This is a genomic window from Robertmurraya dakarensis (genome assembly GCF_900156875.1).
GTDB classification, from domain to species: Bacteria; Bacillota; Bacilli; order Bacillales; family Cytobacillaceae; genus Robertmurraya; species Robertmurraya dakarensis.
The window spans coordinates 1302539-1317720 of the sequence record NZ_LT707409.1 but is presented as its reverse complement, the minus strand read 5'-3'; the positions used below and the strand labels follow the sequence as shown (position 1 = coordinate 1317720).

The following is a 15182-nucleotide window of genomic DNA, read 5'->3' as shown; positions in this document are numbered from 1 at the left end:
AGGATTATCATGAAAAAAATCATTATCACGACAGAAAGCGGCGCCGATTTACCTAGGGATTGGGCTGAAAAACATAATATTAAAGTCGTTCCTATGCACGTTATTATGGACGGGAAGGACTATTTAGATGGTTCTTTACCTGTACAGGATATTTACGATTACTATGATCGTACTAAGAAAATACCATCTACGACATCAACAAACTCTCATGAATATGAAGAGCTTTTTAAGAAAATTAAAGCAGATTATCCAGATTGCATCATTATTCATATTGGATATACCTCAAAGGCATCATCTTCCTTCCAAAATGCAGTCATCGCTGCTGAAGACATGGATGATATCGTTTTGATTGATGCCTTGAACGTGACAGGCGGATTGACGGCCATTGTGATGTATGCGGTTACTTTGTTAGAGGAAGATCCTGATATAGAGCCGAATGAACTTGTTAATAAAATTGAAGCCATGGTCCCGAAATCAAGATTGGCTTTTGTTCCAGGCAGTTTGGATTTCTTAAGAGCAGGAGGCCGAGTAAGTAATCTGGCATATCTCGGTGGCAGCTTATTAAAAATAAAGCCTTGTATTGAATTACAGGAAGGTAAGCTGGTTTCGACCAGAAAATATCGTGGGAAAATCGATATTGTTGCGGAAAAGCTTATACTAGATTATCTGGAGCAATACAACATAAGTAATGAGCAGATTTACTTAATCTATTCACTTGGGCTTGATGATAAAGTTAAGGAGAGAATGGAAGAGATTGTAAATGATAAAGGGTTTAAGAATATAAAATGGATTCAAGCAGGTGCCATGATTTCTACACATGCGGGTCCTGGCGGCTTCGGGATTGCGGGATTAGAGTCTTCTTAATAATTGACTGTAATATTATTATGTAAACTTAAATATATTTTTAATAAATTCGATCACTCAGGAGCTGAGACAGGCGGGCATCGTTAAAGTTCCTGTCACAGTCCCCGGTTGATTTTTATTTGGTTTTAGTATTGCTCGATACGATATTGCGAATCTCTTCTTGATTTTCTTTCATTTCCTTTATTTCTTGCTCTAATTTATCTATTTTTTCCAGCATAGGTTTTAGTGCCTCTTTAAGCATGATTTGTAGTCGCATTGATTTTTCTTCTTTTGTTAGTTCCATTACTTTTTCCTCCTAAATATTCAAGAATTATCTATTATGTTATCTTATTTGTTATCTAAAAACAGTAATCATGGTGTAGATGTTAGAAAACTGTCACATTATTTCTGCGCATTCTAGACTAACTTGCTCTACGTAATCATTGTTGCCATATAGTATACTGTTATTATATGAAGAGTGTTGTTAACAAGGGGGGAGTTACGATGACTAAGCCATATATTGAAAAATTATTAGTTGGGAAAGTGAAAAAAATTGGACAGCCTGATGCAGAACCACTAATGGACAAGCAGTGGGAGAGTGCGATGTTTAAAAAGTCTGTTGAAGGTAAAATTTGGCTTGGAGTGACGGGATTAGCAGGGGATGAAGTAGCAGATACGAAAAATCATGGTGGAATAGAAAAAGCAATATTTGCCTATCCGATTACACATTATGATTTTTGGGAGAAAGAACTGCATCTTGATACTATTGAGATAGGAGCAATGGGGGAAAATTTAGCCGTTAACGGTATGAATGAGCAATCTGTTTGTTTAGGTGATACCTATCAGTTTGGGGAAGGTATTATTCAAGTGTCTCAACCCCGCCAGCCGTGCTGGAAACCGGCACGTCGTTTTCGCATTGTAGACTTTGCGTTAAAAATTCAGCAATCAGGGAGAACCGGATGGTATTTTCGTATTTTGAAAGAAGCATATGTTCATGATAAATTAGAGTTGAATTTACTGGAACGACCATGTCCGGAGTGGACCATTGCTAAGTGTAATGAAGTCATGCATGTCAAAAAAGATGATTTACAGCTTGCGAAGGAGCTTGCCTCTTGCGAATTTTTGGCAGATAGCTGGAAAGAAACATTATCAAAACGTTTAGCAGGTGAAAGTTCTTCGATTGATAAGCGAGTTTTTGGACCGAATAAATAATAAGGGCTATTCTCACCTAGTCTTGAAAACTTCCAATTTAAATTTTTAAAATATTATGGTATTATTTGTATTTGAGGAGTGACAACAGTATGAAACTTAACGAATGGTTAAACAGCGAAATCCCCCATATAGCAGAATCGCTAGAATCGATCAATAAAAGTAATTTTTTTATCGATAAAACGATAGGTTTTGCTGGGAAGGAAAGTATTTACAAAATCCTTCATCACTTTAGATCCGCACTTTTTCCTGGTGTTTACGATAAATACCCGATTGATGAAAATAAAGTTAATATAATGATAGGAAATAATTTACGTACATCGGCGTTAGATTTGAAGGATTTGATCGTAAAGGTATTAAAGAATGATGGAGATAATTCCAGCTCCATTGAAGACAAAGCAAGTGAAATCGTCGTTAATCTTATTAATAGTTTCCCAGAAATAAGAAATACATTGCAAACCGATATTGAAGCGGCCTATAACGGGGACCCGGCTACTTTGTCAACGGAAGAGATCCTTTTAAGCTATCCTTCCATCGAGGCAGTCAGTATCCATCGAATCGCCCATAAATTATATGTGATGGGTGTACCGATGATCCCAAGAATTATGTCTGAATATGCCCATCAATTAACAGGAATAGATATTCACCCTGGAGCAACAATAGGGGACTATTTCTTTATCGATCATGGAACTGGAGTTGTCATTGGTGAAACCTGCCAGATCGGTAATCATGTTAAAATTTATCAAGGTGTTACATTAGGGGCAAAGAGTTTTTCTCTTGATGAAAATGGCAATCCTATCAAAGGAATCAAGCGTCATCCTAATATTGAAGACAATGTTGTCATCTATGCAGGTGCGACTATTTTAGGAGGAGACACTTTTATTGGCCATGATTCAATTATTGGCGGGAATATTTGGCTAACTGAGTCTGTTCCTCCATATTCTCGAGTGTATCATTCTCAACCTTCACCAACGATTAAGAATGGAAATGGATAAGTAAGGATGACTCAAAGGTCGCACTTTCGATCTCTGAGTCATTTTTTTATGGTTATTTTCGCTTTTGGCTTTTCAGTTTGTTCATTTCGAGTTCCGCCGCATACTCTTCATACGATTTGCCTTGCTTTTGACTCTCTGATTGTATTTTTCTGAATTTGTTATCGTTTAGATTTGGCATTGCTACACCTCCTTTTGAACATGGATATTTTGTGCCAAGGATTAAAAATTATTCGAAAGAGCTAGGTCACTTGTGTATACCATAATTTTATTATGTAAACTTTAATACTTGAGTTTTGTCATTTTATAAAAAGTTTTGTCGAAAGCTTTTAAAAGTTGATTGAAAATTTTGATAATGTAAGGTAAGTGTTGTATCTTTTTATTATAGGATAATATCCTAACTTGATGTATAGACAGAGAAGTTGTAAGCGGGATCGTATGATGAATCCTCGATAATAACATGCAGCTTGTCCAAGAAAATGATGGGAGGAGAAAAAATGACTAAAGTTGTTAAAGGGATCTACCAGCCAACGTCGATAAAAGATTGGGGAAAACTAGAAAAAGGCTCAGATAGTAAACTTTTTGAACCTGTAAAAATTGGTGCATGGAATCTGAAAACACGTACTGCAATGGCCCCGATGACTCGTTGTTTTGCTGACGATGAGACGGGTGTAGTGGGCGATGATGTTGTAGAGTATTACAGAAAGCGTGCCGCAGATGGAGTAGGACTGATTATTACGGAAGGAATCATTGTAAGTTTACGAGGTAAAGGAAATCCCAAAGTTCCTGGATTGTATACGCAGGAACAAATTGAAGGCTGGAAGAAGGTCACGGAAGCTGTACATAAAGAGGGTGGAACGATTATCGCTCAAATCTGGCATGTTGGACGGTTGTCACATCATGAGCTTACTGGCTTCCCGCCGCAGGCACCGTCTGCTATCCGAGCAGAAGGAACCGTTCCTCGTTTCCGGAAACCTTATGATGTCCCTGAAGCTATGAGCACAGAGGACATCCAGGAACTGGTCGGTCAATTTGCACAAGCGGCAAAAAATGCGATTCAAGCCGGTTTTGATGGGGTAGAAATTCACGGAGCACATGGTTATTTAATCGATCAGTTCAATTCGGATGTGTCTAATCATCGTACAGATCGATATGGCGGCGACCTTGCTCAAAGATTAACTTTAACAAAAGAGATTCTTAAGGCAGTCATTGATGCAATTGGTACGGAAAGAACGATGATCCGTTTTTCTGCACATAAAAGCGATAATGGCGATTATATGTGGGAAGATCCAGAACTAGCGATTCGTACATTTACGGATGCCTTTAAAGAGGTAGGTGCAACGATGATTCACCCTTCCATCATGCAATTTACTCGTGTGCTGGCAGATGGAAAAACAATGCACCAGCTTGTTCGCAAATACTGGGACGGCGTCATTGTGGGAGTCGGATCGCTGGATCCAGTGACAGCTGAAAAGGCTATAGAAGATGGTACGATCGATGTAGCGGCTTTTGGACGTCCAATGGTATCCAATCCTGACTTTATCCAGCGTATAAAAACTGGCCTTGTGTTAGAGGAATATGAAGCTAGGAAGCACCTTCCTGTCTTAATATAAGCTGTACTTGTGATGTAATGTCCTTCAGAGAGAGAAACTGAAGGACATTTTTTTGATTTGTGAGTAAGAGGAATCTTAGGATATGAGGTAATTTCAATGGTAAGATAGAAATCATTTCTAGCATATCAAAAAATTAGGAACATAATGAAAACGCCCAGCGTATATTAACTTCTGTGAGATGATTTTATGGAGGAAGAGTAAATGATGAAAAATATGAATGGCAGTAAAAGTGAGAGTAAAGTGAACGATATTGGTTATAAGATTATTGAGATTAAGGTAAAAGACCCTGCAGAAGGATTATATGCAGTGTGTACACCAGTTAAGATGAAATAGGTTAAAGAAAACCCATCTCTATGTATAATTTACATAAAAGAGATGGGATTTTCCTTCCATTAAAGAAAATGGAAGAGATAGAAGCAATGGTTTTGGTTAAATTATTAGTAAGTTGATTTAAGTAGTTGTTAAAATGTGTCATTTATAATAGGTCATGTATAATCATTGATAGAAGGCTTTTATATAAAAAGAAAGAAAAGGAGAAAAAATGACAAATAGTAAAGAAGTAACAGGTTGGAATTTTGATAATAGTTATGCCCGCATCCCGGAAGTGTTTTTTAGCAGTCAAAATCCCAGTCCGGTAAGTTCGCCGGAAATGGTCATCTTCAATTCCCCCTTAGCAGTATCTCTAGGTTTGAATGCTAAGGAACTGAACGGAGAAAGCGGAACAGCGGTGTTTGCAGGGAACGCTATCCCCAAGGGGGCTTCACCACTAGCGCAGGCGTATGCAGGGCATCAATTTGGCCATTTTACAATGTTAGGGGACGGCAGAGCGGTATTGCTTGGTGAGCAGCTGACTCCTTCAGGTGAACGATTTGACATCCAGCTAAAGGGATCTGGGAGAACACCTTATTCCCGCGGCGGTGATGGACGGGCCGCACTTGGTCCAATGCTGCGAGAATACATAATCAGTGAAGCGATGCATGGACTTCGTATTCCTACTACACGCAGCTTGGCGGTTGTAACAACCGGTGAGTCTATTGTTCGCGAAACGCTTCTGCCTGGTGCGATTTTGACTCGTGTAGCCTCAAGTCATATTCGTGTTGGTACTTTCCAATACGCGGCCAATTGGGGGACCGTCCAGGATCTGCGTGTTCTGGCTGATTATGCAATAAAGCGGCATTATCCTGGCATTGAAGCTGATGGGACAAATGAAAACAAATATTTATTATTTCTTCAAGAAGTAATCAAACGCCAAGCATCATTGGTTGCCAAATGGGAGCTTGTCGGTTTTATCCATGGGGTAATGAATACTGACAATATGACGATTAGCGGTGAATCAATTGATTATGGCCCTTGTGCCTTCATGGATATCTATGACCCCGCAACCGTATTTAGTTCGATTGACCGAGAAGGACGTTATGCTTATGGCAATCAACCATATATTGCCGGTTGGAACCTCGCCAGACTTGCGGAGACTTTGCTTCCGCTTCTACATGAAAAAGATGAAGAAGCAATAGAAATAGCCCAGGGCGCCATTGGAGAGTATAATGATTTGTACTTTTCGAATTATTTTGCAGGCATGAGGGCGAAACTGGGGTTGTTTAATGAAGAAAAAGATGATGAAACCTTGATTAAAGATCTTCTTAATATCATGAAGGAGTACAAGGCAGACTATACTAATACATTCAGGGCATTAACCTTTGATAAGCCGGAGGACACAGCTCTTTCTGGTAAAGAAGAATTTCAGGCATGGTATAAAAATTGGCAGGAAAGAATGAATAAACAACAAGAATCAAAAGAGGCTTCCCAGCAGTTAATGAGGGACGTTAATCCTGCCGTCATTCCACGTAACCACCGCGTGGAAGAAGCCCTTGAAGCAGCAGTAGAGAAAGGAGATTACAGTGTCATGGAACGCCTTCTTTCTGTTTTAGCAAATCCTTATGCACATTCTCCAGAACAAGAGCAGTATACAACATTGCCTGAACATACCAATATTCCATACCGAACTTTTTGCGGTACTTGAGATAAACGTAAAAACCAACCAAGCTAGAACTTTGGTTGGTTTTTTTAACTGAATTACCGAAATTAGGAATGCGTTCCTATTGTTTTAGTACTATACAAGAGGCCATCTTTGATAGAAAATAAATGTAAGAAGTTAGGGGTAATTACTATAAATGTAAAGTGATCAAGAGTAAAATAACAGCTTCCAGTGAGGTTATTATGAATAGACAAATAAAACAGGTTCAGTGTATAAATGACTCATTTTTTCAATTATTTAATAAAAGTTCCGACTGCGTTCTAGTCGTGAATGCTTTCGGAAATATCATTTATATGAACTCACGTGCAGAAGGATTGTTCAATATAAACTTCAGTGAGGGGATGGAGCTTCCTATTAAGAAACTCATTCCGCGTTATCCTGCAGGTTCAGAAAATAAAGAGAAATTAAAGCTAGTAGGGATAAACGATACCGACGGCAAAATGTTATTGCAAATCCAAACACAATCACTTGTGTTTCAAGATGAATATTATGAAGCAATATTAGTGAAAGATGATCAAGACAAGACAGAAGAATTGAAGACTGTCAGCAAGGAATTAGCAGATATAGAATTGGCGTTGGATGTCTCGACGATCATTGCTACTACAGATTCCAAAGGAACCATCACGGCTGTAAATCAAAAATTTTGTGAGTTATCAAAGTATAAGGAAGAAGAGTTGATTGGTCAAAATCACCGAATTCTGAACTCTGGTTATCATTCGAAGGAATTTTTTCGAAAAATGTGGCGGACGATAGGCAGCGGAGAGATTTGGAAGGGTGAAATTCAAAATAAAGCCAAGGATGGCAGCTTGTATTGGGTAGATACTACGATCGTTCCGTTTTTGGATGAAAAAGGGAAGCCTTATAAATTCGTTAGCATTCGAACCGATATTACCAAAAGAATGAGCATAGAACGAGAACTGCAAGAAGCGATGAAAATAGATTTTTCAGATACAATGAGTAATCTTCAAAATGGGATTTTTAAAATGAAAAAAGATGAAGATGGACACTTCATTTACACAATGGCGGAAGGTAAGCTTCTAAGTGAAATTGGAGCTAGTTCCGACAATCTTTTTGGAAAAACACCTAATGATGTCTTTTCTAAGGAGATTGCTAAATTAAAGCAGCAGCATTATGCAAAAGCTTTTGCAGGAAACAGAGTCAATTATGAGGTTGAATTATGCGGCAAGCTTGTTTATGTTGATGTGTCACCAATTAAACACGGTGATGCTGTCTTCGAAATAGTCGGTTCGGTTCATGATATTTCAGAATTAAGATCTACTCAGAAGAAACTGCAGGTAAATCAGCAGCAGTATCAATCTCTTTTTGAGCACAGCCAGGATTATGTTATTACCTATCACACAAACGCGCAAGTATTTGATTTGAATCCTCGTGCAGAAGAGACCTTTGGGGTTTCAAAGGAAAACATTCCAAATCTTTCTATGAAGGACTTAATTCCCGATCAGTTTGAAAAAGTAAGAGAAAGCTATTTTAAAAAAGCCCTTGAGGGAAATCTGCAAAACTTTGAGCTGGAAATCGTCAACTACGCTGGTAAACGGCTATTTTTTAACGTGACATTTATGCCAATTATCCTGGATAAACAAATTAAAGGTGTTTATTCAATTGGCAAAGATATCACCGAGCAGAAAACTATACAAGAAATGAATGCTTATCTGGCCCATCATGATGAATTAACAAAAATGCCTAATAGAAGATGGATTGACCAAAAGCTGCGTGAGTCGTTAATAGTGGCTGAACAGAATAATACGCAGGTAGCTGTTTTATTTATAGATTTGGATCGATTTAAGTATATTAATGACTCGCTTGGACATTTGTTTGGAGATCGATTGCTAGAATTAATTTCAAATCGTATCCTAGACGTTATGAAAGAAAATCAATTTGCAGCTCGTATGGGCGGTGATGAATTCATGGTTGTTCTTCCTGAAATAACAGGTCATGATGAAGTGATCGATCTAGCAAATAACCTACTGCAAAACTTAGCAGCACCTCTATATTTAGAGGATTATGAGCTTTTCGTGTCTGCAAGTATTGGGATCAGTATGTATCCTCAATCGGGAACGACTGCTGTGGAATTAATGAAAAAAGCAGACGTGGCTTTGTACAAGGCAAAAGAAGTAGGACGCGATATGTTCCAGATCTATGATCATTCAATGGATAAAAGCAATATTAAGTCATTGCTTTTAGAGCGAGATTTAAGAAAAGCTGTGCTTAACAATGAATTTATCGCATATTTCCAACCGAAAGTGGATGCCATTACAGGAAGAACCATTGGAGCTGAGGCGTTAATTCGCTGGATGCACCCAGAAATTGGGTATATTTCTCCAGGTGAGTTTATTCCATTAGCAGAGGAGACAGGTCTGATTATTCCAATTGGAAAGTGGATGAAAAGGAGAGTGTGCGAACAATTGGCAGCATGGAGGGAAGCGGGAATTCCTCTTATCCCGATCTCTGTCAATATTAGCTCTACGAGATTTTTACAAAAAAGGTTCTCTGAAGAAGTTCGTCTGCTATTGGAAGAGTACCAGCTAGATGGAAAGTGGCTGGAATTTGAAATAACGGAAAACTCATTGATGAAAAATGAGGAGTACATTCTGCAAACATTACATGAGTTTAAAGGTATGGGAATCAAGATTTTTATTGATGATTTTGGTACAGGCTACTCTTCCTTTCATTATTTAAAAACGTTCAACTTGGATGGCATTAAAATTGACATGTCGTTTATCCAAAATATTTCCTCGCAATCAGAGAATGCGGGCATTACGGCAGCAATGATCAAAATGGCACAGCATTTAAAAATGGACGTTATTGCGGAAGGCGTCGAAACAAAAGAAGAGCTGTCATTTTTGCTTGAAGAAGGCTGTCGTTACGTACAGGGGTTTTATTTTGGTAAACCATGCCCTATTGGTGAATTTGAAACAAGATTTATGCATGCATAAAAGTAAACATTTACAAAATGCTGTTTTTTTATCACATATGTTCCCGAATCTCCATACACAAGGGAGGTTCGGGCTTTTTTGTCTCCTCAGAACCCATCCTCCTTACCAAGAATACAATATAGGCAGGTACTGTCTCGTGGTGATGACAGGATTTTATGATGTATTTGAAAGGGAGGGGAAACAGCGTGCAGCATTTTTATACAGTCCGCTCTGGAGAGACCGTTGCCATCATTGCGCAGCGTTGGCAAATTCCGATCTCATCTCTTATCGCAGCAAACAATCTTTTACCGCCTTACACGATCTATGTTGGACAGCAGCTTTCCATGCCGCCAGGTGTTGATTTAGTTCGTGTCAATCCAGGCGATAGTATTTATAAAATTGCTCAAGTATACGGTATCCCGCAAGCAACAATCATTGACGAGAATGGATTAACCCCGCCTTACACGATTCAGGTTGGACAGTTAATCAGGGTTCCGCGGGGAGTTCCTTATTATGTAGTACAGGCAGGGGACACACTTTATGAGATTGCAAGGCGGTATCAGGTTGTCACAGGAGGAGCTGTTCGTCCCGATTATATTCAAAATAGGAACAATCTTCCATCAGACCTGATTTATCCTGGAATGAGATTAGTCATACCCTATGCTCCTCCAGGTGGAACAGGCAGGATTGCCTTCACCTCTAATGTAGACGGCAGCTATGATCTATGGGTTTATGACCTGAGAAACGGTGCCGCCACACGTCTGACAAATGGTTTAGGAGAGTCTTTTACCATCCCATTTTGGTCTCATGATCAACAGCATATTGCTTTTGTCGGCAAGCATCAAATTTTATATATTGTAAATGTGATGAACAAAAGGGTTGCGTTGATTGATCAATTTCGGGATGGATTACGCCATTATTTAGATTGGTCGCCCGATGGTCAAAGTCTTGCTTATTCAAAAGATAATGAAATTATCGTGTATCATTACAGAACGCACACTTCGAGAAAAATACCACAAATGAATACGACAGATGTTCAATGGTTTCCAAATAATCGGGAATTGCTATTTCAAGGACCTGATGCGGAAGGAATAAGTCAGCTTTATATCATAGATGCAGATGGAGTGGAGAAGCGTCAAATTACGAGAAACACGGGTGGAAGATACAATGATGTCCGGCTTTCTAATGATGGAAAATATGTTCTTTATACGACTCCAGGTGCCAGCGTGTCGCTTATTTTTACGATTGAGCTTGATACAGGAAGAATTTTTGAGGTAAAGGGAGGGCCTCTTGCGAAAAACTATTATCCAGAATGGTCTAACCAGAACACAATTGCTTACAGTGCAACTGCTTATGAAGATAGAGGTTATTTTTCACAAATACGAACGGTGGAGAGAACAGGGGAAAATGATGTAGTCAGAGCCATTTCGAATTGTTTCTCAGCTCCGTTGACCTGGTCACAGGATGGCAGTAAGGTTGCTTATTTATCTGGCTGTTTTAATCAAGGACTCCCCAGCGAGATTTGGCTGACTGATTTATTCAAACCTGTACCAATTAGGTTGATATCCGGAGGAAATATAACTGCTTTGCAATGGTCACCTCAGTCGTCTCCTACAAAGATGTTTGTCAGTGAAACTTATCTAGTAGCGTTTTCTTACCCTGGCCATTGGGTAAGGGTTTTGGAGGAAAGATATGAGGGGCGGGACGGATTTTTTCAAGTATCAGCGATCTCCTCGGATAGTCCGCTATCGAAAGTGTGCCGTAATGAAGCATTTCATGAGCTGAGGCCGTATGGAACAAACCCAAGCATCACCTCCATACAAGTTGCAAACATGCCAGCATGTCTCATCCTTCCTTCTCAGGACCAGCCGGCAGAAATGAGAAAGCAGTCAGCGGTGATTGTCCAATATCCAAGCCCTGTTGTAATCGGCGGAACGACATATCCGTATTTTATTTTGTGGGCAGATCAAGACCATATAGGTGATATCAGCAGGACATTATCATTTGTTTATAAATCTTAAAAAAGAGAGGGCTGCCCCTCTCTTAGTTTTGCACGAGTAAATTTTCTTGTGTTAAAACGTCCGAAATCGTCCCACTTAAGCTATATGCTCCATCAGCGTCATGGCCGGCTTCCCAAAGCATCATGCCGCCAAAGCCGTTGTCCAGCGCAAGCTTTGTTTTCTTTTGAACCGTCTCTACTCCGTTGTAGTGATAAGTGGTTCCGTTTAACACCACTGTGTCGCTTTTGGCGTTTTCTGGGCTGTTGTCAATAATTGCCCCATAAGAGACCTGCTTAATTTCAGGGTTCTCCGGCTGAGCATACAGCGGGACACCCAGAACTAGTTTTTCTCTAGAAAGTCCATGATCATCGAATAAGGTAGTCCAATAACGAACAATATTCTGATTATGTGGAAATGGTGATAAATTGGCAGCATTATATTCGCCATCCCATTGACCGTCATAGGCCATAATATTGACATAATCCACGTATTGGAACATATTTGGATGGTAAATCACATTATTGATTTCTGTCCCTGCGACACTATGAACTTTCGCATTAACCGCAATCGAAAGTTCTTTGTTCTGTAACTGATTTCTTAATTCTTTCATAAAAATCGTCAAGTTTTCTGCATCGCTCTGTGTTCGCGGGTGTTCAAAGTCAATATCGATGCCATCGAGGTTTTCTCGCTGCGTTAATGTCGTAATCTCGTTGACTAGTTTATCACGGCTATCAGGATTAGAAATCGCGTTTTTAAAGTATTCATAAGATTCGCCCCCATTAATATGGAACCATCCTCCAATCGCCAACATCGCCTTTTTATCATGCTTATGTGCTTCTGACACGAGCGTCCTCAAATTCGCAATCGCACTGTCTCCGTTTAGTAAAAGGTCACCGCTTGCTGTCGGGTGGGCGAAAGAAAAGATAATATGAGTTAAGCTCTCATAATCGACCTGATATGGGTCACGGAAATCTTGGACATAGCCAATGAGAACATTTGAATCTTCATTTTCAACGATCGGAATTTCTTTGTGTACTTTGCTTTTATCTGAAATAGGGTTTTTCCCTGTTACAATCTTGCTATCATTATTTGAGAAAAAATTGCCCGATATAAATCCTCCTGTAAAGGTCATAACCAATACGAGGGCGAGGAGGAGGTTTCGTTTTTTCAGCATGCATAGTTCCTCCTAACATTTCATAACATTAGCATTGTAACAGATTACTAGACTTTGAAGTGCTGGTAAAATTAAGGAGTCGCGGACTTAAGAGTACTAGGAGAGGAATTCAATGAAACGTTTGGTAAAAAACCACTGTATTTATCTGAAAATTTAGAATATAATAGAAGTAATATGGTTAAGATGGAGTGATTGATTTCCCATGATTAAACTTACTTTTTGTGTGAAACGGCTTCCTCACCTGACACGTGCTGAATTTGATCAATACTGGAATAATACACATGCTGAACTAGTCACAAAGCATGCGGAGGCTTTGAAAATTAGGCGTTATGTTCAAGTACCTCTTCTTGAACGTCCTTCGGCTCAAAAAAGCATCCGATTAAGCCGTGGTTCGCAGGAGGCAGAATATGACGGAGTGGCAGAGTTATGGTGGACAAGTTTTGAAGAACTTGCTCAAGCAGGGAATAGTCCTGAAGGGGTCCTAGCATCTAAGCAATTGCTTGAAGATGAAAAAAGATTTATAGACCTAGAAAATTCATCTCTTTGGTATGGGGTGGAACGTGAAATTTTTAATAAAAATGAGCAGCAATGAGGATTTCGGCGTAGTAACAATATGAAAATGGATGGAAGATAGATTCATAGTAAGTGCATTGGTTCATCACCCATTCATATATATCAATAGAGGAGGAGTTTTTATGTCTTGGGAACAAGAAATTCAGGAAATCCGCCGGCGTGAAGAGTTAGCGAAGAAAATGGGCGGAGAAGAGAATGTTAATAAGCATAAATCAAAAGGGAAATTAACGGTTCGTGAGAGAATTAATCAATTATTAGATCCTGATACCTTCCATGAAGTGGGGGCTATATCTGGTAAAGCTACATATAACGAACATGGTGAACTGGCTGATTTTAAACCGGCTAACTTTATTTTTGGAACCGGCAGGATTGATGGGCGCAAAGTCGTTGTAGGTGGAGATGATTTTACGCTTAGGGGCGGAGCAGCAGATGCTTCCATTAAAGGGAAACAAGGCTATTCGGAACGACTTGCACATGATTTGAAGATTCCTGTGATAAGACTTGTCGATGGTACTGGCGGAGGGGGAAGCGTCAAGACGATTGATGAAACGGGCTTTACGTATATCCCTATCAATCCTGCCTGGGATCACGTCGTATCAAATATGGAACGAGTTCCTGTTGTCGGAGCCTGCATGGGTTCTGTTGCGGGCTTAGGAGCGGCGCGCGTTGCAGCATCGCACTTTTCAATCATGGTGGAAGGTACCTCACAGCTGTTCGTAGCTGGACCGCCCGTTGTGAAATATGGAATGGGCCAGGATTTGACTAAGGAAGAACTTGGCGGCGTTGACGTACATCGTTCAAGCGGAGCGATTGATAACATTGCGACGTCTGAGGAAGATGCTTTCGAGCAAATTCGAACGTTTTTATCTTATCTTCCATCAAATGTATGGCAGATGCCTCCTGTAATCAAGTCTGACGATGATCCGAACCGCAGGGATGAAAAGCTGATCTCCATCATTCCAAAAAATCGGAGACGTCCCTATAAAATTCGTGAAATTCTTGCTATGGTGTTTGATCAGGATTCGATCTTTGAGATGGGCAAGTATTATGGAGGGGGAACGGTCACTGCTTTTGCCCGGTTAGATGGTCACCCTGTCGGCGTTTTAGCTTCCGACCCATTTGTGAATGGCGGCGGCTTGACGGCGGAGAGTTCTGAAAAAATGGAACGTTTTATTGATCTTTGTCAAACATTCCATCTGCCAATTGTCAATCTAGTTGATCAGCCTGGATTAGTCATTGGTCTTCCAGCCGAGAAAAAAGGGACAATCCGAAAAGGGGTCCGTGCGATTTCAGCTGTATATCAAGCAACCGTTCCGATGCTTGAGGTGATTTTACGAAGATCATTCGGCGTTGGCGGTGCAGGGATGTCAAATGGGCACAGTCTGAACCTGAGGTATGCATGGCCATCTGGAGATTGGGGCTCACTGCCTGTTGAAGGCGGGGTTCACGTAGCTTATCGCAGAGAAATTGAAGCGAGCGATAATCCAGAATCCCTCATCGAAGAACTGCTTGGACGTATGGAAGCTGTTCGTTCCCCAATTCGGACAGCGGAACATTTTGGAATTGAGGAAATTATTGATCCGCGTGATACAAGACCACTGCTATGCGAATGGGTAAAAGATGCATATGCACTGCTTCCGGAGCTATTAGGGCCTTCCAGTCACGGTATGAGGCCTTAATCTAGTTAATAGAAAATCTTTTGGTAAGAATTGATGTTTCATAAGTGCGTTCTAAATAGATTCTCTTATACAAAAGGGAAAAGATAGGAACATGCGCTGAACACCCATTCTTGTCCACCTGCGGGAATGGG

The 15182-nt window shown here is 40.0% G+C and carries 13 protein-coding genes; 10 read left to right on the top strand and 3 right to left on the bottom strand.

Translation table 11 applies throughout. The features are described 5' to 3' along the window. Nucleotides 1–9 precede the first annotated feature (9 nt). Nucleotides 10–864 (top strand): DegV family protein, encoded by an 855-nt coding sequence (locus tag CZ487_RS15255; RefSeq protein ID WP_077213147.1) that lies wholly within the window; start codon nt 10–12, stop codon nt 862–864. 115 nt (nt 865–979) lie between these two features. Here CZ487_RS15255 and CZ487_RS26740 read toward each other — a convergent pair whose 3' ends face one another. Next, the gene (locus CZ487_RS26740) at nt 980–1147 is read right to left on the bottom strand and encodes a hypothetical protein (RefSeq protein ID WP_154676045.1); all 168 of its coding nucleotides are present in this window, start codon (nt 1145–1147) and stop codon (nt 980–982) included. A 200-nt stretch (nt 1148–1347) separates the two neighbouring features. Here CZ487_RS26740 and CZ487_RS15250 point away from each other — a divergent pair, with 200 nt between their 5' ends. After that, nucleotides 1348–2055, top strand: coding sequence for an MOSC domain-containing protein (locus CZ487_RS15250; protein WP_077213146.1), 708 nt, complete (start codon nt 1348–1350; stop codon nt 2053–2055). A gap of 89 nt (nt 2056–2144) precedes the next feature. Beyond that, entirely contained in the window at nt 2145–3047 is a 903-nt protein-coding gene (epsC, locus tag CZ487_RS15245) for a serine O-acetyltransferase EpsC (RefSeq protein ID WP_077213145.1), read from the top strand. A gap of 52 nt (nt 3048–3099) precedes the next feature. Here the strand turns inward: epsC and CZ487_RS27735 are convergent, their stop codons facing one another. Then, nucleotides 3100–3225, bottom strand: coding sequence for a hypothetical protein (locus tag CZ487_RS27735; RefSeq protein WP_272914203.1), 126 nt, complete (start codon nt 3223–3225; stop codon nt 3100–3102). A gap of 316 nt (nt 3226–3541) precedes the next feature. On the opposite strand from CZ487_RS27735, the gene CZ487_RS15240 reads away from it, so the two are divergent. The 5 genes from CZ487_RS15240 (at nt 3542) to CZ487_RS15225 (ending at nt 11646) form a co-directional block, all read left to right on the top strand. Beyond that, a complete protein-coding gene (locus CZ487_RS15240) occupies nt 3542–4657 on the top strand; it encodes an alkene reductase (protein WP_077213144.1) in 1116 nt (371 codons plus the stop codon). Nucleotides 4658–4858: 201 nt separating this feature from the next. Further along, nucleotides 4859–4990, top strand: coding sequence for a hypothetical protein (locus tag CZ487_RS27730; protein ID WP_272914202.1), 132 nt, complete (start codon nt 4859–4861; stop codon nt 4988–4990). A gap of 208 nt (nt 4991–5198) precedes the next feature. Further along, on the top strand, nt 5199–6677 hold the full coding sequence (locus CZ487_RS15235) for a protein adenylyltransferase SelO (protein ID WP_077213143.1): 1479 nt from the start codon (nt 5199–5201) through the stop codon (nt 6675–6677). A 197-nt stretch (nt 6678–6874) separates the two neighbouring features. Beyond that, nucleotides 6875–9646 (top strand): EAL domain-containing protein, encoded by a 2772-nt coding sequence (locus CZ487_RS15230; RefSeq protein ID WP_077213142.1) that lies wholly within the window; start codon nt 6875–6877, stop codon nt 9644–9646. A gap of 185 nt (nt 9647–9831) precedes the next feature. Continuing rightward, nucleotides 9832–11646, top strand: coding sequence for a LysM peptidoglycan-binding domain-containing protein (locus CZ487_RS15225; RefSeq protein ID WP_077213141.1), 1815 nt, complete (start codon nt 9832–9834; stop codon nt 11644–11646). Between the two features lie 22 nt (nt 11647–11668). On the opposite strand, the gene CZ487_RS15220 is transcribed toward CZ487_RS15225, so the two are convergent. Further along, a complete protein-coding gene (locus CZ487_RS15220; RefSeq protein WP_337189742.1) occupies nt 11669–12799 on the bottom strand; it encodes a glycoside hydrolase family 18 protein in 1131 nt (376 codons plus the stop codon). 202 nt (nt 12800–13001) lie between these two features. Here CZ487_RS15220 and CZ487_RS15215 point away from each other — a divergent pair, with 202 nt between their 5' ends. Both CZ487_RS15215 and CZ487_RS15210 read left to right on the top strand, forming a co-directional pair. Then, a complete protein-coding gene (locus CZ487_RS15215; protein ID WP_077213140.1) occupies nt 13002–13391 on the top strand; it encodes an EthD domain-containing protein in 390 nt (129 codons plus the stop codon). Nucleotides 13392–13494: 103 nt separating this feature from the next. Continuing rightward, nucleotides 13495–15051: an acyl-CoA carboxylase subunit beta gene (locus CZ487_RS15210; protein ID WP_077213139.1), complete on the top strand. Its 1557-nt coding sequence runs from the start codon at nt 13495–13497 to the stop codon at nt 15049–15051. Nucleotides 15052–15182 lie beyond the last annotated feature (131 nt).